The organism is Acinetobacter sp. WCHAc060006, assembly GCF_004209135.1.
GTDB classification, from domain to species: Bacteria; Pseudomonadota; Gammaproteobacteria; order Pseudomonadales; family Moraxellaceae; genus Acinetobacter; species Acinetobacter cumulans.
In genome coordinates this window covers 113,440-138,284 of the sequence record NZ_SGSS01000008.1, presented here as the reverse complement: position 1 = coordinate 138,284, position 24,845 = coordinate 113,440, and the positions used below count along the sequence as shown (strand labels likewise).

The 24,845-nt window shown below is 40.8% G+C and carries 15 protein-coding genes; 9 read left to right on the top strand and 6 right to left on the bottom strand.

Annotated elements, in window-relative coordinates:
- Positions 1–554, top strand: a 554-nt coding sequence (locus tag EXE29_RS17475) for a hypothetical protein (protein WP_165382485.1), incomplete at its 5' end; no start/stop codon positions are given.
- A 51-nt stretch (positions 555–605) separates the two neighbouring features.
- On the opposite strand, the gene EXE29_RS06980 is transcribed toward EXE29_RS17475, so the two are convergent.
- The gene (locus EXE29_RS06980; RefSeq protein WP_106985155.1) at positions 606–2,135 is read right to left on the bottom strand and encodes a DNA methyltransferase; all 1,530 of its coding nucleotides are present in this window, start codon (positions 2,133–2,135) and stop codon (positions 606–608) included.
- 180 nt (positions 2,136–2,315) lie between these two features.
- On the opposite strand from EXE29_RS06980, the gene EXE29_RS06975 reads away from it, so the two are divergent.
- Entirely contained in the window at positions 2,316–2,657 is a 342-nt protein-coding gene (locus tag EXE29_RS06975) for a helix-turn-helix domain-containing protein (protein WP_106985156.1), read from the top strand.
- 91 nt (positions 2,658–2,748) lie between these two features.
- Here EXE29_RS06975 and pta read toward each other — a convergent pair whose 3' ends face one another.
- The 3 genes from pta to EXE29_RS06960 all read right to left on the bottom strand — a co-directional run bounded on the left by pta (position 2,749) and on the right by EXE29_RS06960 (position 8,046).
- Entirely contained in the window at positions 2,749–4,890 is a 2,142-nt protein-coding gene (gene pta, locus EXE29_RS06970; RefSeq protein ID WP_120364237.1) for a phosphate acetyltransferase, read from the bottom strand.
- A 71-nt stretch (positions 4,891–4,961) separates the two neighbouring features.
- On the bottom strand, positions 4,962–6,179 hold the full coding sequence (locus EXE29_RS06965) for an acetate/propionate family kinase (RefSeq protein ID WP_106985158.1): 1,218 nt from the start codon (positions 6,177–6,179) through the stop codon (positions 4,962–4,964).
- A gap of 601 nt (positions 6,180–6,780) precedes the next feature.
- On the bottom strand, positions 6,781–8,046 hold the full coding sequence (locus tag EXE29_RS06960; protein WP_117006780.1) for a glutamate-5-semialdehyde dehydrogenase: 1,266 nt from the start codon (positions 8,044–8,046) through the stop codon (positions 6,781–6,783).
- A gap of 301 nt (positions 8,047–8,347) precedes the next feature.
- Between EXE29_RS06960 and EXE29_RS06955 the strand changes: the two genes are divergently transcribed.
- Positions 8,348–9,679: an alpha/beta fold hydrolase gene (locus tag EXE29_RS06955; protein ID WP_120364238.1), complete on the top strand. Its 1,332-nt coding sequence runs from the start codon at positions 8,348–8,350 to the stop codon at positions 9,677–9,679.
- A gap of 36 nt (positions 9,680–9,715) precedes the next feature.
- Here EXE29_RS06955 and EXE29_RS06950 read toward each other — a convergent pair whose 3' ends face one another.
- A complete protein-coding gene (locus tag EXE29_RS06950; RefSeq protein WP_120364239.1) occupies positions 9,716–10,588 on the bottom strand; it encodes a class I SAM-dependent methyltransferase in 873 nt (290 codons plus the stop codon).
- 139 nt (positions 10,589–10,727) lie between these two features.
- On the bottom strand, positions 10,728–11,753 hold the full coding sequence (gene nagZ / locus EXE29_RS06945) for a beta-N-acetylhexosaminidase (protein WP_120364240.1): 1,026 nt from the start codon (positions 11,751–11,753) through the stop codon (positions 10,728–10,730).
- 200 nt (positions 11,754–11,953) lie between these two features.
- Between nagZ and EXE29_RS06940 the strand changes: the two genes are divergently transcribed.
- The 6 genes from EXE29_RS06940 to EXE29_RS06915 all read left to right on the top strand — a co-directional run bounded on the left by EXE29_RS06940 (position 11,954) and on the right by EXE29_RS06915 (position 24,791).
- A complete protein-coding gene (locus tag EXE29_RS06940) occupies positions 11,954–14,152 on the top strand; it encodes a carboxy terminal-processing peptidase (protein ID WP_120364241.1) in 2,199 nt (732 codons plus the stop codon).
- Between the two features lie 317 nt (positions 14,153–14,469).
- Positions 14,470–16,533 carry a bifunctional diguanylate cyclase/phosphodiesterase gene (locus tag EXE29_RS06935; protein ID WP_120364242.1) on the top strand — a complete coding sequence of 688 codons (2,064 nt, stop codon included), beginning with the start codon at positions 14,470–14,472 and terminating at the stop codon, positions 16,531–16,533.
- Between the two features lie 327 nt (positions 16,534–16,860).
- A complete protein-coding gene (gene atzF, locus EXE29_RS06930; protein ID WP_120364279.1) occupies positions 16,861–18,675 on the top strand; it encodes an allophanate hydrolase in 1,815 nt (604 codons plus the stop codon).
- 19 nt (positions 18,676–18,694) lie between these two features.
- Positions 18,695–22,294, top strand: coding sequence for an urea carboxylase (gene uca, locus EXE29_RS06925; RefSeq protein WP_120364243.1), 3,600 nt, complete (start codon positions 18,695–18,697; stop codon positions 22,292–22,294).
- A 2-nt stretch (positions 22,295–22,296) separates the two neighbouring features.
- Positions 22,297–22,980: a GntR family transcriptional regulator gene (locus EXE29_RS06920; RefSeq protein ID WP_120364244.1), complete on the top strand. Its 684-nt coding sequence runs from the start codon at positions 22,297–22,299 to the stop codon at positions 22,978–22,980.
- 218 nt (positions 22,981–23,198) lie between these two features.
- The gene (locus EXE29_RS06915; RefSeq protein WP_106985168.1) at positions 23,199–24,791 is read left to right on the top strand and encodes a peptide chain release factor 3; all 1,593 of its coding nucleotides are present in this window, start codon (positions 23,199–23,201) and stop codon (positions 24,789–24,791) included.
- The last annotated feature ends 54 nt before the right edge of the window (positions 24,792–24,845 follow it).

Here is a 24,845-nt window from a genome sequence, read left to right as displayed (position 1 = left end):
ACCTATCAGAAGAGTATTATAATTTACTTAAATCAGGTTTAGTCCCAGCAAATGGAGATGATGACTATGTGGTTGGAGCAAATGTTACAGAAATTCAAGAAATTAAAGAGTTTTATAAGTCAGTAAAAAAGAAATACTCTTTACCAAATTATGGTCAGTTCACAAAGCTTGACTTGATCAATGAACTTAAGAAATATGCATCTGTAGATCCATCTATCAGTACCTTTCTTACAAACATTACACTCAGTCGCTCTCAACTAGTTAAAGAAACAGAACAGAATTTAAAAAAGGCGTGTTGGTGGAATTATAAATATCAAGGTGAAAGATTATTCAAAAATAATAATAGATTTTATATTTTTTTAGCCTATAAGGATTCATATGAAGATCCAAGACCACTGAAAGGAAATCTAACGGATATTAAGCTAAAGGTTGATAATTTAATTAATAATCTAACTTCTCAAAATTTGATGACTATTAAGTACAAATATCAAAAAGATCCAACATTCAATGGGACTTATAAAGTAAATGCCTTGTCAGTTATCGTTATAAAATAAAAAGTAATAATAATTACTTAATATGGGGGAGTTCCCCCCATATTTTTTAATTTATTTCATCCGTTTTAATATTTCTTCAGACATGTTGATTTCACTAAAAATCAGTGAATTTTTAAAGAAATGTTGTATTAGTAAAGAATAATTTTCTGAAAAACTTTTATCAGATTGAATAATCTCATCAAAGCAACTCAATGTCTGATCTTCTGATAGATAAGTAATTTCACGATTTTTATTTACCTTTTTAAAGGTCACTAACATGTCACCTTTAATAGTTACAGCTCTATTCAACTGTCTTGGCGGTAAAGTTTTTTGAGTCATTTCCTCAATATTTTCAATGACAAAGCCACAATCTAAACAAGATTTTATAAGAGCATACCATTCACGTCCTTCTAATGAATGGAATGTAAAAGTAAAGTAACTTTGGAACTTTAAAACCCGATAAATTTCTTCTACTGCTTGCCGAATATCCTTGGCAAAATTAACTTGATCTTTTTCACGCTGTTTACTGTCACTAATTACAATTTCTTCTTGATATTGCACATCAAAATTTAACCAAGTATTCCAAAGGATACTTTGTTCAAAATATGGTACAGAATCTCCATAAGGAAAATCAGTAAAAATATAATCAACAGTTTCATCTTGAATGGTTAATTTTTTTGCATCTCCATTTAAAATGGCATAACCACCATTAGAGCTAACATATAAATCGTTAATATCCTCTACTTTATTAATTCTTCCATTTAAGCTACCTAAAAAGTCTTTTTTCCCATTTAAAACTTTTTTAAATCTATTTTTAAAGTAGTGTAAGACATTGTTTTCTATGTATGTTTCACCTGTATAAAAACCAGTCATCCATGCTCCAGCAGACATAGCCCCTCTACTTTTTATAGGTGGAACTAAGCGTGAGCAATTGGCTAAGTTAGATGTAAAAGCAAATAGAGCTAAATTTCTAATACTTAAATCATCAATTTCTTTTAATTTTTTCCAAATCTTGGTGTGAACTAAAAGTGCTCGTTTAGTAAATAAATGATCTGTATACATACCCTCTTTAGCACTTATTCGACCATTCCGAATAAGTAATGTATTCGGATGTTTCGGAATTTCTATATGACTTTCGATATCCTTAATTTGTTGGAGATCACTATCATCTACATTTTTTTCAATGGCAGCTCTTGAACAATCACAAGAGATTTTGTTCACTAAAAGGACGTCTTCTTTAGTTCTTAAACTAGCTGTGATAGGTGCTGGACAATTACATAGAGGGCATACTGTTTGATATACGGAACCTACGTCTTTTTCTACTTCGGAAAGAATGGCTTCTATTTCAATTTTAAATTTTTTTAAATCTATATCTTGGTTTAACAATTGTTCTTGAATGAAAGTTGCCACAGGATTTAGATCATGACTTATCGCTTTCCTACCTAGTAAAATAGCTTCACAAGCAAACACTCCATACCCAGAGAAGGGGTCAAATACTAAATCATTTACCTTAGTATATTTTTCTAGAAGTCTAGCAAGATCTTGAGGTGGTTTTTTCCCCCAATATTTATGCATTTCATATCTAGGTAATTTTTGTTTCATGGAATTTCCAAACAAATCGTAATTAAAATGTATAATACAATCAGATTTCAAATAAAGCAAAATTTCTATTTTAGAAACTTTGCTTTATTTGAAAAATTCTTAGTTTAAAAAAAATATCTTTTAGAATTTATTTTTTTCTATATATTTATAGTAAATTTATAGGTTTTTTTACTTTCTCTTATGGATAATTTCATTTATCAAACTAATTTAAATTGTGTTTTAGGTCAATTATTTAGCACATATAGATCCAATAGGCAGTTAGACCAATATGAAGCTGCTAATCTTGTTAAAATTAATAAATCTAGTATGTCAAAATTAGAATCTGGACACATGAATTTCAACATTGAACATTTGTTTGTTCTTTGTGAAGTCTATGAAGTTGACTTAAGTGCTGTAATTAATGATTTGCTAGAAACAATCGAAATACTAGAGAAGAATAAAGTTTATGTATTAAAAAATAGTAATATAAGTTTAAATCTACCTGAATTAACACGAAATCAACTTGGTCATTTTATTAAATAAAATAATTTAACATAAATTACTTATACGAAATCCACATAAAAAAACCATCCAATTGTTTAATTGGATGGTTTGGAAAACTGGGTATTAAAGATTATTGAGCTGCTTGTTGCTCAGACTGAATAGCAGTGAGGGCAATCGTGAAGACGATATCGTCAACCAATGCACCACGAGACAAGTCATTCACCGGCTTGTTCAAGCCTTGCAACATTGGACCTACACTCACCACATCAGCAGAGCGTTGAACCGCTTTATAAGTCGTGTTGCCTGTATTTAAGTCTGGGAAAATAAACACATTGGCACGGCCAGCTACTTTAGAATCTGGTGCTTTAGAGCGACCAACACTTTCTACAGATGCAGCATCGTATTGCAATGGGCCATCAATAAGCAGATCAGGGCGGCGCTGTTGCGCAATACGCGTTGCTTCAGCAACTTTTTCAACATCTGCACCAGCACCCGATGTACCTGTTGAGTAAGAAATCATCGCAATGCGTGGATCAATACCGAAGGCTTTGGCAGAGTCTGCAGATTGAATTGCAATTTCAGCCAATTGCTCTGCATTTGGATCTGGATTGATCGCACAGTCGCCATATACATAGACTTCATCTGGCAACAGCATAAAGAATACAGAAGATACTAATGAATAGTCTGGTGCAGTTTTAATGAGCTGAAATGCAGGACGTACAGTATTGGCTGTGGTGTGTACGGCACCTGAAACCAAACCATCGACTTGATCGAGCGCCAGCATCATCGTACCCAATACAACGGTGTCTTGTAGCTGTTCACGGGCTTGAAGCTCGTTCACTTTGCCTTTGCGAAGTTCAATCATTTTCTCGATATAGTTATCGCGAATTAAGTCTGGATCAATAATTTCAAGATCGTGTGGTAACTCAATACCACGTGCCTTCGCTACTTCAACCACAACCTCTGGTTTGGCTAATAGTACACATTGAGCAATACCACGTGCTTGGCAAATGGCAGCGGCTTGTACCGTACGTGGCTCATCACCTTCAGGCAATACAATTCGTTTTTTGGCTGCAATCGACTTTTGTACCAATTCATGGCGGAATGCCGAAGGCGAAAGGCGAGGCTTATAAGAGCCATTGATCAACTGAGTAATCCATTCAGGGTCAATATGACTCGACACAAAACGTGTCACTTGCTCGGCACGTTCCGTATCATCGACTGGAATTTCGTTACTCAGCTTCGCTAGTTTTTCGGCGGTGTCAAAGGTGCTGAGCGGGGTATGCAAAATAGGCAAACCTTGCTTGATTGCGGTTTGACAGAAATTTAAAACATTTTCGTTGGGCGCATGGTGTTCTGTGAGCACTAAACCAGCCAATGGAATACCGTTACTACTTGCAAGGCTACTTGCCAATAACACATCAATACGGTCAGATGCACTAATAATCAGCTCACCCGCCACAAATTTATGTAGCTCATGCTCAATATTCGATGCAATCAAACTGCTATGTAATACGCGACGTTGTTTGGCTTCGCCTTCGTTAATCCAGTGTGCGGCAATATGCGATGCAAGATCAGACATACGTGGCACACTCAGGGTATTACTAAAAGGGACGAGGCCAATAATTGGAAAGTTTTCAGAACCAATATGTGCATTTAATGCTTGTAGCTGATTTGCAAATTGAGTGCTATCGCTAATTAAACGTAAGCTTGGATCAAGTGTTACCGGCACTTGAGCTGCGCTTTCAGGCAGGCCTTTGGTTCGCATGAACAATACACCTGCAGCGCGTGCATTGTTTGCACCGCCAAAAGTACGTACTTGTGTTTCAATTTTTTCAAGTGTTTCTGTAGGATTGCGAATATCAGCCGTACTCACAATCACCACCTTTGCATCGAGTGCTTTGGCAAGATCTGCATTAAGCTCTGAAGCAAAAGCATCACGGTTATTCGGCACTAAGCCTTCAACAATAATCAGATCATGCTTTTTTGCAATTTCACGGTGTAGGCGAACAGCATCTTCTAGCAGTTCATCATTTTCATCATGACTTAAGCGACGTGTAACTTCTGCATAAGCAATCGGTTCAACTGTTTCATTGCTAAAAAGGTGGCGGTAAAGCGCAGTTGTGCGATCTGTCGTGCTTTGCGCTTCTTGTGCAAAAGGTTTTAAAAAACCAGCTTTAATGCCTTGGCATTCCAACGCATAAATTAGGCCCAAACATGCGGAGGTTAAACCTACGCTTTCCCCAGTGGGTACAAGTAAAATCGTTTTCATAATGTCAAAATCAAAAAAAGCTAAGTTTTAAAATATGTTAAAGCAAGGGCTGAAATGAACACCGAAGTTGCTTATGCAACTTCAGTTTCTGGTTCAGACTTTTTTGTTGTAGGGCGCTCCAATGCTGCCACTACATGCTCTGTTTCTTTGGCAATACGGCCTTCTTCATCGGTTGGAACGACCCAAATTTGTGGGCCTGTACCTGCATCAATACGTCCTTCAGTGCCACGTTTTAATGCATTATTATTTTCTTTACTCAAGTTAAAACCGAAGTGTGGTAAGTAGGCCAAGGTTTTTTCACGAATGAGTGCTGAGTTTTCACCAATCCCACCAGTGAAGAACAAGCCATCAATACGTGGTAAGCCACAGCTCAGTGCTGCTAAAGATTTGGCTAAACGGTAGCAGAAGACTTCAATTGCAAGTGCTGCATCTTCATTGCCTTCATCTGCTGCTTCAATTAGCGTACGCATGTCGTTGGAAAGGTCAGATAAGCCAAGTAAGCCAGATTGGCTGTTTAACATTTTATCAATTTTATAAATATCCCAGCCTAAGTTTGATGCCAAGAAGCTATGGATACTTGGGTCGACATCACCACTACGTGTGCCCATCACCACACCTTCAAGAGGAGTGAGACCCATAGAGGTATCTACAGATTGGCCATTCCAAATTGCACAGGTTGAACTACCATTGCCTAAGTGTGCTGTTAACCAACCACCTTGTTTGAAGCTTCCTGCAAGTTGCGAGCCACGTTCTGATACATAAGCATGACTGGTCCCATGGAAGCCATAACGACGTACGTTGTGCATGGTGTAGAGGAATTTAGGCAGTGCATAACGGTATGCATGCGACGGCATAGTTTGGTGGAATGCTGTATCAAATACTGCAATTTGTGGCAAGTGTGGGAATAAACGCATAGTGGCATCAATACCAACCAAATGCGCTGGGTTGTGAAGTGGTGCAAGTGGCGTTGCTTCACGAATACGTTCAATAATTTCAGGTGTCAGTAATTCAGCTTTGGTAAGAGTGCCACCATGTACAACACGGTGACCAATCGCTTGTGGGTTGTGATGTGCTAAGCGCTCAAGAATGGTTTCTAGTGCCTTTTCATGATCAGCATTTGGAATAGACAGTTCAAGTGCTTCACCACCAGTGGTAATTCCTTTGATTCGAGCTTCAGGTGAGCCTAGGTTTTCCGCCAAACCGAAAATACGGTCTTCACGACGTTCAGAAACCAACGCATATTTAATTGAAGAAGACCCGCAGTTAATTACTAATACTGATGTAGACACGTTTTTCTTACCCGAATTCTAATTAAATTACTTATCCATTTTGTGATCTGAACACATTGAGCTGCGTTGTAGATCAGTAATAATGATGTTTTATCATGTGTTTTTTTTTAGTCCTAGATAGACTTTAGGAGATTAGACTTAAGCACTATCGACCCCATGTACAATTATAATTAAAATTTATCAGTTGATAGTTTTCATTTATTAATAAAATACTCTGTTCAAGAAAAATACACTCAACGCAATAAAACACAGGCTAAAATTTATCTTTCTCTTTTTAATTTAGATTAGCACGAATTTTATGCTTATTTAGCTTTAAAACTGTATGTAATTGTTGCATCTAATTTTTTTAATTCTATTAAATATTTTTTATAAACAGTAGTTTATTGATTTAAATTACAGGTCTTGTACTTGTGCTCACTCTGAATTGTGGGTGTTTTTATAGATTCTTCATACGCCACAAACTGTACTTATACGCTGAATACCACAGTTGTTCTTTGTGAGTATATCTTCAATATGCTTATTCATTCTTTTACATATATTAAAATCCCCACAGCAGATGACTCTACTGAGGGGATGAAAAGATTAAACTGATGAGTTCGTTTTATTGACGGATTTGACCATCGCCAAACACAACCCATTTTTGAGAAGTTAAGCCTTCTAAACCAACAGGGCCACGGGCATGGATTTTATCTGTAGAAATACCAATTTCTGCACCTAAACCGTATTCAAAACCATCGGCAAAACGAGTGGAGGCATTAATCATCACTGAGCTTGAATCTACTCGCGCAAGGAACTGACGCGCAAGGCTGAAGTTTTCAGTGATAATCGCATCGGTATGATGTGAGCCATATTGGTTAATATGGTCAATTGCTTCATCCATCCCAGACACAATTTTGATGGCTAAAATTGGGCCAAGGTATTCTTCATACCAATCTTCTTCACTGGCTGGTTGAACTTGATCCCCTAAGATGCGACGTACATTTGGGCAACCACGGAGTTCAACTTGCTTTTCTGCATACAATTCGGCAATACGCGGTAAAAATTCATCAGCCACTTTTTCATCGACCAACAAGGTTTCCATGGCATTGCATACGCCGTAACGGTGTGTTTTGGCATTGAGTGCAATTGGCAAGGCTTTTTGTAAGTCTGCTTGCGCTTCTACATAAACATGGCAGTTACCATCTAAATGTTTAATCACAGGAATGCGTGCATCATTGGTAATACGTTCAATCAGTCCTTTACCACCGCGTGGCACAATCACATCAACATATTCGGACATGGTAATGAGCTGACCCACCGCCTCACGATCTTTGGTTTTAATGACCTGTACACAAGACTCAGGTAAACCCGATGCTTTTAAGCCATGTTGAATGGCTGCTGCAATCGCTTGGTTTGATTCCAAGGCTTCTGAACCACCACGTAAAATAATGGCATTACCAGACTTAAGGGCCAGTGAGGCAGCTTCTAAGGTTACATTCGGGCGTGATTCATAAATCATGCCGACAACACCTAGCGGTACGCGCATTTTACCCAGTTGAATACCCGAAGGGCGGTAAGCCAAATCTGTAATTTCACCAATGGGGTCTGTCAGAGCAATCACATCTTTTAGGCCATGTAGCATGCCTTTAAAGCGTGTGGGGGTAAGTTCTAAGCGATCAAGAAGCGCACTGTCTAAATTGTTGTTGTGTGCTTTAGCCATATCATTTTTGTTGGCTGCTAAAATCTCTACTTCATTGTTTTCTAAAGCAGTGTAAATAGCAGATAACGCATGATTTTTAATTTGGGTAGACGCACTGGAAAGCACGCGGGATGCTTGACGTGCTTGCTGACCTACCGTGTGCATATATTGTTCAATAGACTCTTGCATAGCGCTGTGATCACATAAAAATTACCCTTTGATATTAGCAGTCTATCTGTTCGCAAAGAAGTCTCAAGAAGAAAAAACGTGTGAAACAGTCGTGTTATTCACATTTTGAAAATGTTTTTCACTTGAAAACAGATGAGTGGTGCAAGAAGCAGTTGCTTGTAAAAACATCTCCTGTATAGAATGAAACATAAACGACATTGACGTCTGATAAATTCGCGACAGAGCAGGATGCTTGAAGCAAGCAGAGATCTCTAATTGATTTCTTGCACAATAAAAATAAGCAAGGATGGAGGAAAGGAATATGAATTCCGTTATCCAAATGGAACCTGAAGTACAGGCAAGTACGCATTACGGTTTCTTTGATTTATACGACCGCAACAGCTTTAAACAACCACCACGTACGACTTGGATCGATGGTTGGAAAGTCGAATATATGGCCATCGCTCGTGCAGATACCTTACATCGAACACCAATGGTCATTATTGGTGGGGCTTTTCAAAATTTTAATTCTTATAAATATTGCGTTGAACAATTGTTTGATGCAGGCCCGATTATTCTGATTGATTTACCTTCAATGGGCGCTAATCAACAAATTACCAATGTAGATACAGGCGTCTCTGCAGGCACTTTAGAATTGGAAGACCTTGCTGGCATGCTTGGTACGTGGTTAGATCTGGTACACATGCCTAAAGTGGCTGTATTGGGGATGTCTTTGGGATCAGTGGTGGCATCCTGTTTGGCACATCAGCGTCCAGATGTTGTAGAGCGCATGATTTTGATGGGGGTGATGCAAAAAACCCGTAAAAGCTGGCGCATGCTATTGGAAGAATCCTTACATCTTATGAAAGAACAGCGCATGGATGAGTTTGGCCAAGCGGTGATTTTGTATTTGGTGAACCATGCCAAAATGGATTTAACCCGAATGTCGCCGACAGCGAAGCGTTTGTTCTTCCGTCAAATGGCAGAGTTTACGGCCACAGAACAAGAGCGTTATGACATTAACTGTAATCGCTTACTGCGCTTAACCAATGTACCAATTCCTGAATGTGATGTTTTAGTTGCATGTGGGCAATATGATAGTTTTACCTTGCCTCATGAAAATGCCAACTTCGCATTGCAATGTCCAAATATGCAGTTTGCGGTGATTGCCAATGCAGACCATGTTCCTCAGTTACAGCGCCGTAAAGAAACCATGGGCTTATTTGCAACCTTTTTGCGTGGGGAGTCTATTCAGTCTTTAGATGGCATTATCCCAATGACACGTGAGCAAATGGCGCAGATTGATCGTCGTGGTGAAGCGCGTGTGACCGTACATCAAGCGGACACAGTCTTAACGCATCGCCATTCGGATTTATGTTTAGAAACTACAATTGTTGATCTGAATTACTTTGGTGTATTACTCACTTTGCAAACTGAGCAGGCAGTTGTGCAAGCAGCACAATATCCTCGTGATTTGGCACTGCATTTAGAAGATGAAGAAGGCCCATTTCAAATTGAATGTTTGATTTTTGAAACTGAGCAGCATGAAATTCGCGCCTTATTTAAGCATGGTAGTTTTGATATTGCTGAGCGTTTACTGCGTTTTATTCAGCGTCAAAAAGTTCAAGTGGCGTTATTGGATGAGGTCTGCTAATTCACTTAGTATGCTTATTCCAAATAAAAAACAGCGCTATGAGCGCTGTTTTTTTATGACTGCATGAATGACCCATACCAAGTCCCCGCCGTGTTCGTCAGGGGAGAGAAAGGGAATTACATTGCTGGCATTGGGTTTTGTGAGGCTATTGATGGGTTGGAGTACCTCAACTTGCTGGAAGCCAGCATTTTGAAAAAACTCATGAATTTGCAACGGATTGATAAAATGAAAAGTAAAAGAACTGCGAGACATTACTTTTAATAGTTTACTGCTGGTCCAAATAAAATTGGCCAGTTTGTTTTTGACGGGTTCAGGGTAAATATCGGTCAAATAATGTAATTGTTCAAAGTCTTGCCCATATTCGCTAATGCCTTGTAATAAGCGATTGAGTAAGGTTTTATCGAAGTAGTTAATCAGGCCTTCGCTGATAATCACCAATGGGCGCTTTGGGTCGAAAACTTGAAAAATGCGCTCAAAGTCTTGGCTAAAAATATCTGCGGTGAGTACTTCAGGTGCATTTTGATCTAACTTTTGTAGTGCTTGGGTTTTAATTTTGGCCATGTCTGGCAAATCGAGCTCGCGATAATCAATCGTTGGAAATTTTTGACGAAAGTTCCAACTGCGAGGCGATAGGCCACAGGCAATCTCAAGTACTTGTAGTTGTGGGTGTTTTTGAATTAACTGTGTCAGTTCACAGTCAATGAGGGTGTGGCGTTGTTTGAGTGTGGTGCGCATACTGCCACCCACATGCTTTTCGGCCCAGCTTTCGAGTGGATGTACCAACTTTGCTAAAAACTTACCTTTAGAGGTCGCAAAAACTGGATTTGAAATCCCCATGCTGTACCAAATATAGCCTGTATAATGCGCTGTAAACGAAATATGACGATGTACAGAAAGTTGTTGAGTCATAAGAAATAAGCCCTAGATTTTCTTTTAATTTTTTTTGCTTTATATTGCAATGTATTGTTGTTTTTATCATAAAGAAAAAGGAACAACTTGTCGTGTTCCTTTTGCTTAAAAGTGCTGATTGATTTTGTCAAAATAGCGTTTAAACGCTTAGACCTTGCTTAAATGCAGTAATACGGTCACGGATGCTTGCCCATTCCGCACCTAACTCCAGTTGTTCACCAATCTGAATGTGTGGAATGTTGCCACGCATACGTTCTAGGCGCTGTTGATTTGGCAGCGGTAAATGCTCAATACCGGCCAATGCAGTGCAAGCCGATTCACGGTTATTACAAACCAGTCCCATATCACAACCTGCATTTAAAGCGGCTTGAATACGTGCATCGGCACCGCCAGCTACACAGGCTGCTTGCATACTTAAATCATCAGAGAACAGTACGCCATCAAATTGTAATTCTTGGCGTAATACCTTTTGAATCCAATAAGGCGAGAAACCTGCAGGATTTGGGTCAACATTTTCATAAATCACATGCGCAGGCATTAAGGCATCTAACTGTGGTTGCAATTGGATAAAGCTTTGCATGTCTTTTTGATAAATTTCTTCATAACTACGACTATCCACCGCAGTTGCCACATGTGAGTCTGCTTGAACAGAACCATGGCCTGGAAAATGCTTACCTGTAGATGCCATGCCTGCACGTTTCATGCCTTTGAGGAAGGCACTAGCCAAAGGCACAATGTCTTGCATATTTTTGGCAAAGGCACGGTCACCAATCACATCACTAATGTCATTCAGATCGAGCACAGGTGCAAAACTGAAGTCGATGCCTACGGCCAAAACTTCCGTGGCCATGAGCCAACCACATTGTTCGGCCAAGTCGAGGGCTTTTTCAGGTTCGGTTAAGTAAAGTTCGCCAAACTGGCCCATAGCAGGAAGCAGGGTAAAACCATTTTTTAGGCGTTGTACGCGACCACCTTCTTGATCGACAGCAATTAAAATGTCAGGGCGAATTTGGCGCATGTGGTCGGTTAAGGCACGAACTTGTTGTGGTGAGACAATATTTCGACCAAATAAAATCATGCCTCCGACTTGCGGTGCCTTTAATAGTTCAATATCTTCTTGAGTAAGTTCTGTGCCAGCAATGTCGAGCATTAATGCGCCAATCATATTCGGGGGTCCGTGTTGGTATTTTTAGGGAAAAACAATACCTGAATTCTGCAATGTTTTGCTACACTTTGTCAGCACAGATTATGATAAAACTACACGACATAAACAGATTAAGTCATTTAAGATTTTGAAAATATTTAATTCTAGTCCAAAAATGACAAGGCAATTTGGTTCGTAAACCAAGGAAGTACGACAGAGATATGAAACTTCAAACTTTAGCTTGCGCCGTTGCCTTGGCAACAGGTGGTTTATTTTTTACACATGTTGTGAATGAAGCAATTGCGGCAGAAAGTGCGCCAGCAACAACTCAATCGATTCAACCGACACAAGAGCAAGCCTTGGTTTCGCGCCAGCTTGCAACTTTGGTGGATCGTCAGCATTACCTAAATCAGCGTTTAGATGCCAATACATCTAATCGTATTCTAGATTTTTATTTAGACAGTCTAGACCCTGAACATTCGTTGTTCTTGGCATCCGAAGTTGAAGATTATAAAAAACGCTTTGGCCCAAGTTTTGGTGCGAATTTAAAAGCTGGTAATTTGTCTGGCCCTTATGAAATTCATGCACAGTATCGCGAGCGCTTAAAGCAATTCTATAGCTATATTTTGGCTGAACTTAAAAAACCACAAAATTTAAATCAACCCAATGTCGTGATTGAAACTGATCGTGAAAAAGCACCGTTCTTTAAAACTGAAGCAGAACAGCGTGCGCATTGGAACAAAATGCTGGTGTCGCAACTGATAAACCTTACGATCAGTAAAGAAGAAGAACAAGCCAAGCAAAAAGCTTTAAAGGACAATCCTGAATTAGCCAATGGGCAAGATTTAAAAGGCCCAGAAGATTTAACCCCAGTTCAGACCTTAACTAAGCGTTATACCCGTCAATTAGAACGTGTTAGTCGTTTAAAAAGCGATGATGTGTTAGATAAAACACTCAATGCAATGATGCTGACTTATGATCCACACAGTAACTATTTCCCGCCTGTAGATGCGATGGAGCTAAACCGTCAAACGACGTTGCAACTTGAGGGGATTGGGGTATCGATCCGTCCAGAGCGTGGCAATGAAGATTACACCAAGATTGAAACCATTGTAGAAGGTGGTCCAGCGAGTAAATCAGGCCAAGTTAAATCAGGTGATCGCATCATTGGTGTGGCACAAGATGGCGACAAAATGGTGGACGTTGTGGGTTGGCCGAGCAATGAAATTGTGGGCTTAATTCGCGGTAAGCGTGGCACTAAAGTGACGGTACGTTTATTGGGTGCAGGTGCTTCTATGAGTCAAGCACGTAACGTGACGATTGTCCGTGACGTGATTCAAGAAGAAGATGCAGGCGTACGTTCACGTACAGTGGATATTCAGCGTGATGGCAAAAACTATAAGTTTGGTGTGATTGAAATCCCATCATTCTATTTGAACTATCGTGCACGTCGTGCGGGTGCAGATTATCGTTCTGTGTCTGAAGACACCAATAAAGCGCTAAAAGCATTAAATGCTCAAAATGTGGCAGGGATTATTATCGATTTACGTAATAACCCAGGTGGTTCTTTGGATGAAGTATCGCGCATGTTGGGGCAAGTGATTAAATCAGGTCCAGTGGTACAAATTCGCGATGGCAATGGCAATGTCAGTGTGTTTGAAGATGATGATGGTGGCGCACAAACCTATGCAGGCCCATTGGCTGTACTGATTAACCTTGCTTCTGCATCGGCAAGTGAAATTTATTCAGCGGCGATTCAAGACTATGAGCGCGGTATTGTGATTGGTAGTACAACTACAGGTAAGGGTACAGCTCAAGTGCAGTTGGACTCTTTGGCTTATGGTCAAGCAACGCTCACACAACGTAAGTTTTACCGTATTACCGGTGGAAGTACCCAAAACAAAGGCGTGATTCCAGATGTAAAATTGGTCGATATTTACAATGAAGAATTTGGTGAGCGTAAGGCAAAAAATGCATTGCAATGGGACACGATTCCAACAGCACCCTTCAAACGTGAAGGCTCAATCAAAAACTATGTGCCTGACCTAGTGAAATCATCGCAACAACGTGTCAGCCTTGATCCTCAGTTTAAGTATTTAGAGCAACGCACCAGCCTTGCTAAAAAAACTGATGAGCAAAAGCAATTGGTGCTTGATTTACAGCAACGCAAAAAAGAGTTGCTTGATCTTGAGCAAAAGACTTTAGATGCAGAAAATGCACGTCGTACAGCAACAGGATTGAAACCATATAGCAATTGGGAAAGCTATCAGGCTTCATTGGATGCTTTGGTCGAGTCGCGTGCCAAGATGAAAGCAAATCAACGCCCTGCATTGCCTGAGGAAGAAACCTTCGTCAAAGAAGCAGCCAATGTACTGTTGGATTATGCAAGTTTACAGGCGAAACATAAGCCAGCTTCTTAAATCATTTTATAAGATGAAAATGAAACCAGTGCATTTATGAATGCACTGGTTTTTTAATGGAAAAGTGACGTAAATCGGTATAAATTAGCAACTTCTGTCAGTTGAGTGACCTAATTCAAATCAAAATTCAGGATTTCGACAAGGGGTAATAAAACGCAGAATAAATACTTGACCTTATACACAGAGTAATGGATTCTTAAGGCAATTGGTTGTTTTATAGGTAGTCTTTTAATAAAAGCCTATTCATCCACCTTTTTTTGTGTGTAGCATTTTGGGTACAAAGAACAATAATCAGAGCTGATGCGGAAAAGCTAAATATGACTCATATACATTATGATTACAGTCTAGTGCTTGGATCAGTATTGGTGACCTTGGTGGTCTGTTATTTAGCAGTTTCTTTAGAACAGTTGGTATTTCGCAGTTCTAAGCCTAAATACGAAAGAATGATCTTGGTGGCAAGCGGTATCATTTTAGGGGCGGCAATCTGGTGCATGCACTTTATAGGTATGCAAGCTAGCACGATGCCTGCACCTTATCATTTTGATTTTGGTTTAACGTTTACTTCATACATTATTGCTTTTATTGCATCTACTTTTGTGGTTTGGTTAACCACACGCCAAACTTTACCATTTGCTCGCTTAATTTTAGGCGCAGTGCTAATGGGGTTGGGTATTTCAGGTATGCACTATACGGGCATGATGGGCCTGATCGTACAACAACATGATATTTACTATGATCCACTGGTGGTGACTTGTTCTATTGTGGTCGCGATTTGTGGTTCTGGCTTAACTTTTTGGTTGGCTTTTAAAAATAAATTAAATCAGTACCGTAATACTTTGGGTAAATTGGCTGTATCAGCGATTTTAACTATGACGATCGTAAGCATGCATTTTATTGGCATGGCTGCGACAAAGTTTATAAAAATAGATGCTACACAGCGTTTACTTCAGGCACAATCTAGCCATGATATGTTGCTATTTACCGTGCTCTTTGTTACAGCTTTAATTTTTATTGCTGCTTTTAGTGTCGCGCTACTTGAACAACGGTTAGAAGACCGTAATAAGCAACTCTCGAAGGCCAACAAAGAACTGGCCAATCAAGCAGTACAAGACAATTTAACCAAATTACCCAATCGTTTGTATTTAGCTGAATATGCACATTTATTGTTTACGGAGCATCGAAGCAGTCAAGAAAAAATTGCATTTTTATATATCGATTTAGACCGCTTTAAAGCTGTAAATGATGTATTTGGCCATCATGTTGGCGATCAATTGTTGATTCAATTGGCCAATCGCATGCACCGTTTGCTGGATCAAAATTCAAAATTATTAAGAATTGGCGGTGATGAGTTTTTGATGGTGTTAGAACACACCGAAACAGAGCAAGCTTCACAAGTTGCGCAGCGTATTTTAGAAATCGTACAAGAAAGTTTTTTAATTGCAGGTAAAGAAATTAATTTGTCCGGCAGTATTGGGATTGCAATGTATCCTGAGCATGGCAGTAATTTACAAGACTTATTAATCAATGCCGATGCTGCGATGCTGACTTCGAAATATCAAGGTCGCAATACCTATTCCATATTTAGCTATACCATTGATCAACACGAAACCAAAAGCCAAACCAAGTTGATTAATGACTTGTATAAAGCAGTCGAAGAACAGCAGTTTATTTTGTTTTATCAGCCGAAGTTTAATGCCAGCGATTTAAGCATGTGTGGCGTAGAAGCCCTTATCCGTTGGAAACATCCAACATTGGGTTTGCTGACACCTAATATGTTTATTGGAGGAGCAGAGAAAACAGGCCTCATTATTCCAATGGGATATTGGGCACTTGAGCAAGCCTGTAAGCAGATTCAACTCTGGGAAGACAGCGAAAATGAGCAGTTTCTTCCGATTGCAGTCAACCTCTCTGCGATTCAATTCGAGCATAAACATTTATTTTCAACCCTTGAAACGCTATTTGATCGCTATCGTATTAATCCTAATCATTTAATGATTGAGATCACTGAATCTACAGCCATGCTCCATATCGATATTAGTATTCGTACTTTTGAGCATTTACGCAGTATGGGGATCAAGCTGGCTATTGATGACTTTGGTACAGGCCATTCGAGCTTTTTATATTTAAAAAATTTACCTGTGGATGAGTTAAAAATTGATAAAGGCTTTATTCATGATTTAACGGCATCTTCCAAAGAAGAAATGATTTTAGAAAGTATTGTGCATCTGGCGATTAAACTGGGTCTGACCGTGACAGCAGAAGGGGTGGAAACACCTTTGCAAGCGGAAATCTTAACGCGTTTAGGCTGCCAACAAATGCAAGGGTATTTATTGGGATTGCCTGTAGATGTAGTACGCCTAGAGTCACGTGAATATGTTTAATGAGTAAGGTTTAATGCTATAAGGTTAGCTTCAGTGCTGGTTTCTCCATTATGCTGTAGCCAAAATGCAGAAGTGAATTGTGCTTTGAATTAAAGATAAGCTTTATGATGCAGGAGCCAGCTGATCTGTATTTTCGGTTCAAACTGACATGGTGCAAATAAAGTGAACGAATGTTCTATTTTAGAACAGAGGTGTATGATGACAGGTCTGAAATAAATAAAAATAATTATATTTAATAAGTAAGATATTGAAAAATAATAAAAATATTATTTTGGCATGATGTGTGCAATACAGTATTCAAACTTGGATACAAGAATGAGCACATCAATGAACCCAATAAAAACTTTAGGCTGGACTTTAGCGGAATGGAAAGCGGGCTACGCAAACAACACACTTCAACTTGAAGACTTATATGCCTTGGTCGAGCAATTTGATCGCGTAGACCCAGCATGGATTTCAATTGCATCGATAGAACAAATAACTGCGCAGATTGAAGTTTTAAAACAAATTGAAAATGCGACTGCCTTACCTTTGTTTGGTGTGCCTATTGCAGTGAAAGACAATATTGATGTGGCAGGCTTTGCGTCAACGGCTGCGTTTAAATTATTTACTGAAATTAAAACTGAAGATGCCTATGTGGTACAACGCTTAAAACAAGCGGGTGCGATTATTGTAGGCAAAACCAATTTAGATCAATTTGCCACAGGATTGGTTGGTACACGCTCACCATTTGGTGCCGTGCCAAATAGTTTTAATCCTGACTATGTAAGCGGTGGTTCAAGCTCTGGTTCAGGCAGTGTGGTGGCGCGTGGTTTAGTCCCGATTGCGCTCGGTACAGATACAGCAGGCTCAGGGCGTATACCTGCAGCTTTCAATAATATTGTCGGTTTAAAGCCAACCAAAGGCCGCTTTTCAAATACAGGCTTATTGCCTGCCTGTAAGAGCCTAGATTGTATTTCAATTTTTGCCTTAACCGTCGCTGATGCAACTGCTGTGGCAGATGTTATGGAAGGTTTTGATGTAAGCGACAGCTATTCACGTGTGAATCCAGCTACAGCGCCTGCAAAGTTCAGCACACAATTAAAATTAGCCATTCCAAAACAATTAGAATTTTTTGGCGATGCTCAATCGGCGGATGCATTCCAGCAAGCACTGACTGAATTAAAAAACTTAGGCGCAGAACTGACTGAAATTGATTTCAGTGCTTTTAGTCAATTGGCGAGCCAACTTTACCAAGGGTCATGGGTCGCAGAGCGTACTGCTGCAGTTGCAGATTTATTAGAAACATCGGTACAAGACTTTGATCCAACAGTTTTGGAAATCATTCAAAAAGGGCAGCAGTACAGTGCGGTGGATGCCTATAACGCCGAATATTTAAAGCAAGAATTGGCTCGAGACATTCAGCAAACCTTGGCCCAATTTGATGCCTTAGTGGTGCCAAGCTCGCCAACCATTCACACACTGGCTGAAATGGCTGAGGCGCCAATTGAAAATAATAGCCACTTTGGCACCTATACCAACTTTACCAATTTAGCAGACCTGAGTGCCATCGCTGTACCCGCAGGCTTTCGTGCCGACGGGCTGCCTTTTGGAATCACATTCATTGCACCGGCTTGGCACGATACGGCTTTAGCAGATTTTGCAGAAAAATGGCAAAACCATCTGAAATTACCACTCGGTGCAGTAGCTAAAACATTGTCTGAAACAGCTTCAGTCATTTCTGCACCATCCGCGCAGCATTTTCGTGTTGCAGTCATAGGGGCACATCTCACAGGTATGCCACTGAATTTCCAACTGACAACACGCCAAGCCGTGCATGTCGAAACCACAACCACTTCTTCCGATTACGCCCTCTATGCACTGCCGGGCACAGTACCGCCGAAACCAGGTTTAGCGCGTCAGGAAGCGGGTCAAAAAATTATTGTCGAGCTTTGGGATATTCCAAAAGCACGCTTTGGTGAATTTGTCGCTGAAATTCCAACACCGCTCGGTATGGGCAATGTCGAGCTTGCCGATGGACGTTGGGTGAAAGGCTTTATTTGCGAACCCTATGGCCTAAACGGTGCAAAAAATATCAGTGAATTTGGTGGCTGGCGCGCCTATATCCAATCACTGCAAGCAACAACAGCAAAATCAAATTAAAAAATTCGGGGAAATAATCATGTTTAAAACAGTTTTAATTGCAAACCGTGGTGAAATTGCTGTTCGTGCGATTCGTACATTAAAGAAACTCGGTGTTCAGTCGGTTGCCGTGTACTCAGAGACAGACCGTTATGCACAGCATGTGTTAGATGCAGATGTGGCGGTGTCGCTTGAAGGTGTTAAGCCTGCAGAGACTTATTTAAGTATTGAAAAATTGATTCAAGCAGCCAAACAAACTGGCGCTGAAGCAATATTTCCCGGTTATGGTTTTTTGTCAGAGAGTGCCGACTTTGCCCGTGCATGTGAAGAAAATAACATTGCCTTTATGGGGCCAACGGCTGAACAAATTTTAGAGTTTGGTTTGAAGCATCGTGCACGTGAATTGGCAGCTGCCGCCAATGTGCCCATGACACCGGGCACAGGATTATTGGCAAATTTGGATGAAGCACTCGCATCTGCTGCAGAGATTGGTTATCCAATCATGTTGAAAAGCACCGCTGGCGGTGGTGGGATTGGTTTAACCCGCTGTGATGATGAGCAATCATTAAAAGATGCGTATGAAAGTGTAAAGCGTCTAGGCGAGCAGTTCTTTAAAGATGCGGGTGTGTTTCTCGAACGTTTTGTCGATAAAGCTCGTCACGTAGAAGTACAAATTTTTGGTGATGGTTTAGGTCAAGTCGTTGCCTTTGGTGAGCGTGACTGTTCATTGCAGCGCCGTAACCAAAAAGTGGTGGAGGAAACACCAGCACCGCATTTACCAGAAGCGACCCGTCAAAAATTGCACCGTGCTGCTGTAGAGCTCGGACAATTGGTGAAATACCGCAGCGCAGGCACAGTTGAGTTTATCTATGATGCTGCCCGTGATGAAGTGTATTTCCTTGAAGTGAATACCCGTTTGCAGGTTGAACATCCAGTCACTGAAATGGTGACGGGTTTAGATCTGATTGAATGCATGCTCAAAGTGGCGGCAGGTGATGCTTTAGATTGGGAAAAACTCAGCAATATTCAGCCCAATGGCGCTGCCATTGAAGTGCGAATCTATGCGGAAGACCCAGTGAAAAACTTCCAGCCAAGTCCGGGTGTACTCACGGATGTGTATTTCCCTGAAGACATCCGTGTGGATACGTGGGTATCTACAGGCACTGAAATTTCACAATATTTTGACCCGATGATTGCCAAAATTATTGTGCATGCAGCAGACAGAGACAGTGCGATTGCTAAGCTAAAAACAGCCTTGGCTGAAACCCGCCTGAATGGCATCAGTACCAACTTAGACTATGCGCATACCGTAGTATCAGATGCACGCTTTGAAAATATGCAAATCTGGACACGTCTGCTGGATGATTTTAAATACGTTCCAAATGTGATTGAAGTGCTACAACCGGGAACGCAAAGTACGATTCAAGACTATCCGGGGCGTGTGGGCTATTGGGATATTGGTGTACCGCCATCAGGCCCGATGGATGATTATGCATTTCAATTGGCCAATCAAGTTGTGGGTAATCCAAAATCGGCAGCAGGCTTTGAATTTACCTTACAAGGGCCAAGTCTAAAATTTCATGCCGATAGCATCGTAGCCTTAGCAGGTGCGCCATGCAGCGCGACTCTAGATGGAGTAAATGTCGATTTTTGGCAGCCGATCAGCATCAAAGCCGGGCAAACTTTGGCACTCGGACAAGTTGAATCAGGTTGCCGTACTTATCTTGCAATCCGCAACGGACTAAATGTACCTGAATATCTAGGCAGTCGTTCAACCTTTGCATTGGGTAATTTTGGCGGTCATGCAGGGCGAGTGCTGCGCGCAGGCGACATGATTAAAATGGTTAATCCAAGCCTGCCTTTAGATGGATTGGAAGTTGCAACAGCAGCACCGCAAGCTTTGGCAGCAGAGCGTATTCCAAGCTATGGCAGAGAATGGAAAATTGGCGTGCTCTATGGTCCACATGGTGCACCAGATTTCTTTAAACCTGAATATATTGAAGAATTTTTTGCTTCAACATGGAATGTACACTTTAACTCAAACCGTTTAGGTATTCGCCTAACTGGCCCGACACCAAGCTGGGCACGTGAAAATGGCGGTGAAGCAGGTTTGCATCCATCCAATGTGCATGACTGTGAATATGCTATTGGGGCGATTAACTTCACTGGTGATTTTCCAGTGATTTTGGCCAAAGATGGCCCAAGCCTCGGTGGCTTTGTTTGCCCAGTGACGATTGCCAAAGCAGAACTTTGGAAGATTGGTCAACTGAAGGCGGATGACAGCATCAGTTTCTACCCGATGAGTGTGGAACAAGCCAATGCCTTGGAAGTTCAGCAAATTGCCGATATCCAAAGCTTTGCTCAAGCACCTGAAAAGTCAGAGGTGGCAACTTTTGAATGCAAGCCTGAAGGGATATTGGCGGTTCGTGAAGCAGATATGCATGCGCCGAAAGCAGTCTACCGTCAGGCAGGTGACAGTTACATCTTGCTTGAATATGGCGAAAACGTTCTCGACCTTGCATTGCGCTTACGTGTTTATCGACTGATGCAGCTGATTCGTGAAGCGAATATTGATGGCATCTTAGAGCTTTCACCGGGTGTGCGTTCACTGCAAATTAAATATGATGGATTGCGTTTCAGCCAAGCGAATTTGATCCAGTTTTTATTGGGTCTCGAAAATGAGATGGGCGATTTGAGCCAAATCAAAATTCCATCTCGTACTATTCACTTGCCGATGGCATTTGAGGATTCGGCAACTTTAGGTGCTGTAGAACGTTATCAAGAAAGTGTCTGTGCCAAAGCGCCGTGGTTGCCAAATAACGTCGATTTCATTCAGCGCATTAATGGCTTAGACAGCCGTGAGCAAGTCAAAGACATCATTTTTGATGCCAATTACCTGATTTTAGGTTTGGGCGATGTGTATTTAACCGCACCTTGTGCCGTTCCAATTGATCCGCGTCATCGTTTGCTCAGCTCGAAATATAACCCTGCACGTACCTTTACTGCCGAAGGTACAGTCGGTATTGGCGGTATGTACATGTGTATCTATGGCATGGACTCACCGGGCGGTTATCAATTGATAGGCCGTACCTTGCCCATTTGGAATAAGTTTAAAAAGAACAAGCAGTTTGGTGATCAGCAATGGTTCTTACGCTTCTTTGACCAAATTAAATATTACGAAGTAACCGAAGCTGAACTCGATCAATTCCGTGCTGACTTTGCCAATGGTGTGGCGGAAATCAAAATTGAAGAAACTGAATTTGATTTTGCTGCTTATCAAGCCTTTTTGGAAACAGAGAAGGACAGTATTGCTGAGTTTAAAGCACAGCAACAACAAGCATTTACAACTGAAGTTGAACGCTGGAAAGATGAGTTCGATGCACCTGCGGAAATGGAAATCCTGCAGGATGATACCGACTATAGTCAATATGCAGCCTTAAATGCATCGATGACCGGCAACATTTGGAAAATTTTTGTCGAAGCTGGACAGTCTGTGAAGAAAGGCGATACTGTAGCCATTATTGAAGCGATGAAAATGGAGCTTCCAGTCTATGCCGATGATGACGGCATAGTGAAAGCAATTATCTGCCGTGCGGGACAAACGGTACATAGCGGTGAACCGCTGGTTTATATGGAATAAACATGAGCTCAGCCATTGTTGGGAAAAGCTCAGACAACTTGTCTGAGCTGGTTTTCCAAAAAATAAAAAACGATATTTTTGATTTTCAGCTCAAACCGGGTGCACGTTTTACCGAATCTGAAATTGCAGAATTGTATGAAGTCAGCCGTACACCCGTACGGCAGGCTTTATACCGTTTACAGCAAGATGGTTATGTACGGGTGCATTTTCGCAGCGGTTGGGAAGTGAAGCCACTCAATTTTAAAGCCTACGAAGAACTGTACGATTTACGGATTTTGCTGGAATGCTATGCCATTGAGCAGCTCTGTAAAATGGAACAAGAACAACTCAAACAGGCTTTACAGACATTGGTGAATTTGTGGTGTATTCCGCCTGAACAGTATTTGCATGATTTAAAAACTTTATCTATGCAAGATGAAGTTTTTCACTGCCAATTGGTTGAAGCAATCGGCAATAGTGAAATGGCAAAGGTGCATCGGGATGTGAGTGAAAAAATCCGTATTATTCGCCGTTTAGATTTTTCTAAAGATTATCGTATTGACGCAACCTATGCAGAACATCAAAAGATATTGGAACAGATCCTTAGCAAAAATAAAGATTTAGCCTTGGAGAGTATTCAAGCACATATTATTCAAAGTCGTGATGCTGTGAAAAAAATTACCTTGGAAATGTTGGCTCTATTATAAGCTGGTCAGTCTTTTTTAATTGAACAATAAAGAATTCCAAGTTGATTGAAGGCATGACGAAGAAGCGGATGAAATGCGGACTGCTAAAGTGTAATCATGTATTTTGGTGTGTATGTGAGGGTGGAGGAATACCGAAAGAAATCTGCTACAATATCGCCAATTTTTGATTTGATCAGATTTGGTCTTTTGCGCTGCGCGTCTGCAGTAGGTGTCTTTCCATGAGTTTTAAAGATGAATTAGCGACACAGGTCGCTCAGCGTCGTACGTTCGCGATTATTTCCCACCCCGATGCGGGTAAAACCACCATGACAGAAAAACTACTGTTATGGGGACAAGCAATTCAGGTTGCTGGGATGGTAAAAAGCCGTAAGTCTGACCGTGCGGCAACATCTGACTGGATGGAAATGGAAAAAGAACGTGGAATCTCAATTACCACGTCAGTCATGCAGTTCCCATTCAAAGACAAGATGATTAACCTTCTCGACACCCCAGGGCATGAAGATTTCTCTGAAGATACTTATCGCACATTAACTGCGGTTGACTCTGCACTTATGGTGATTGATGGTGCAAAAGGTGTCGAAGACCGTACGATTAAATTGATGGAAGTGTGTCGTATGCGTGACACACCAATCATTTCATTCGTCAACAAAATGGACCGCGAAATTCGTGAGCCATTAGAATTGCTAGATGAAATTGAAAACGTCCTCAAAATTAAATGTGTACCTTTAACTTGGCCTTTAGGTACAGGTCGTGACTTCGCTGGTGTATTCAACCTTATCGAAGAAAAGTTTTATGTATATAAAGCAGGCTTTGGTTCAACCATTACAGACATTGAAATCCGTGATGGCTATGACTACCCAGACTTACGTGAAAAAGTAGGCGAGTTGGCTTGGGCAGCGTTTGAAGAATCATTAGAACTTGTACAAATGGCCAATGAACCATTGGATCGTGCAGAGTTTTTAGCGGGTCGTCAAACGCCTGTATTGTTTGGTACTGCGCTTGGCAACTTTGGTGTAGACCATGTACTAGATGCATTTAGTAACTATGCACCAGAACCAAAAGCACATCCAACACAAGACCGTAAAGTGGACGCGACTGAAGAAGGCTTCACAGGCTTTGTATTTAAAATTCAAGCCAACATGGATCCAAAACACCGTGACCGTATTGCCTTTATGCGTATCTGTTCGGGTAAATATGAAAAAGGCCTGAAAATGAAGCATGTACGTCTAGATAAAGATGTGCGTATTTCAGATGCATTAACCTTCTTAGCAGGCGACCGTCAGCATTTAGAAGAGGCGTGGCCGGGTGATATTATTGGTTTGCATAACCACGGGACCATTCAAATTGGCGATACCTTTACATCAGGTGAAAAGCTTCAATTCACAGGTATTCCACACTTTGCACCAGAAATGTTCCGTCGCGTACGCTTAAAAGATCCATTAAAATCTAAGCAGTTACAAAAAGGCTTAAAAGAACTTTCGGAAGAGGGTGCAACACAGGTGTTCATGCCTCAAAACAGTAACGACTTGATTGTTGGTGCTGTCGGTGTACTTCAGTTTGAAGTGGTTGCATACCGCTTGAAAGAAGAATACAAAGTGGATTGTGTATACGAGCCTGTCAGCATCAACACTGTACGTTGGGTATCGTGTGATGATGAGAAAAAATTCAATGAATTTAAGAAAAAAGCACATGACCAATTGTCTGTCGATGGTGGTGGTCATTTAACCTATCTTGCACCAAGCCGTGTGAACTTACAGCTAATGCAAGAGCGTTATCCTGATATTGTGTTCCGCAATACCCGTGAACACTAAAAATATGCTTTAGTTTTACCAGTATCTGATTTATTGAAAACAGCTTCTTAGGAA

Coding starts and splice junctions, on each gene's coding strand:
- EXE29_RS06980 (WP_106985155.1), bottom strand. CDS start 2,135: ATGAAACAAAAATTACCTAGATATGAAATGCATAAATATTGGGGGAAA.
- EXE29_RS06975 (WP_106985156.1), top strand. CDS start 2,316: ATGGATAATTTCATTTATCAAACTAATTTAAATTGTGTTTTAGGTCAA.
- pta (WP_120364237.1), bottom strand. CDS start 4,890: ATGAAAACGATTTTACTTGTACCCACTGGGGAAAGCGTAGGTTTAACC.
- EXE29_RS06960 (WP_117006780.1), bottom strand. CDS start 8,046: ATGCAAGAGTCTATTGAACAATATATGCACACGGTAGGTCAGCAAGCA.
- EXE29_RS06955 (WP_120364238.1), top strand. CDS start 8,348: ATGAATTCCGTTATCCAAATGGAACCTGAAGTACAGGCAAGTACGCAT.
- EXE29_RS06950 (WP_120364239.1), bottom strand. CDS start 10,588: ATGACTCAACAACTTTCTGTACATCGTCATATTTCGTTTACAGCGCAT.
- nagZ (WP_120364240.1), bottom strand. CDS start 11,753: ATGATTGGCGCATTAATGCTCGACATTGCTGGCACAGAACTTACTCAA.
- EXE29_RS06940 (WP_120364241.1), top strand. CDS start 11,954: ATGAAACTTCAAACTTTAGCTTGCGCCGTTGCCTTGGCAACAGGTGGT.
- EXE29_RS06935 (WP_120364242.1), top strand. CDS start 14,470: ATGACTCATATACATTATGATTACAGTCTAGTGCTTGGATCAGTATTG.
- atzF (WP_120364279.1), top strand. CDS start 16,861: ATGAACCCAATAAAAACTTTAGGCTGGACTTTAGCGGAATGGAAAGCG.
- uca (WP_120364243.1), top strand. CDS start 18,695: ATGTTTAAAACAGTTTTAATTGCAAACCGTGGTGAAATTGCTGTTCGT.
- EXE29_RS06920 (WP_120364244.1), top strand. CDS start 22,297: ATGAGCTCAGCCATTGTTGGGAAAAGCTCAGACAACTTGTCTGAGCTG.
- EXE29_RS06915 (WP_106985168.1), top strand. CDS start 23,199: ATGAGTTTTAAAGATGAATTAGCGACACAGGTCGCTCAGCGTCGTACG.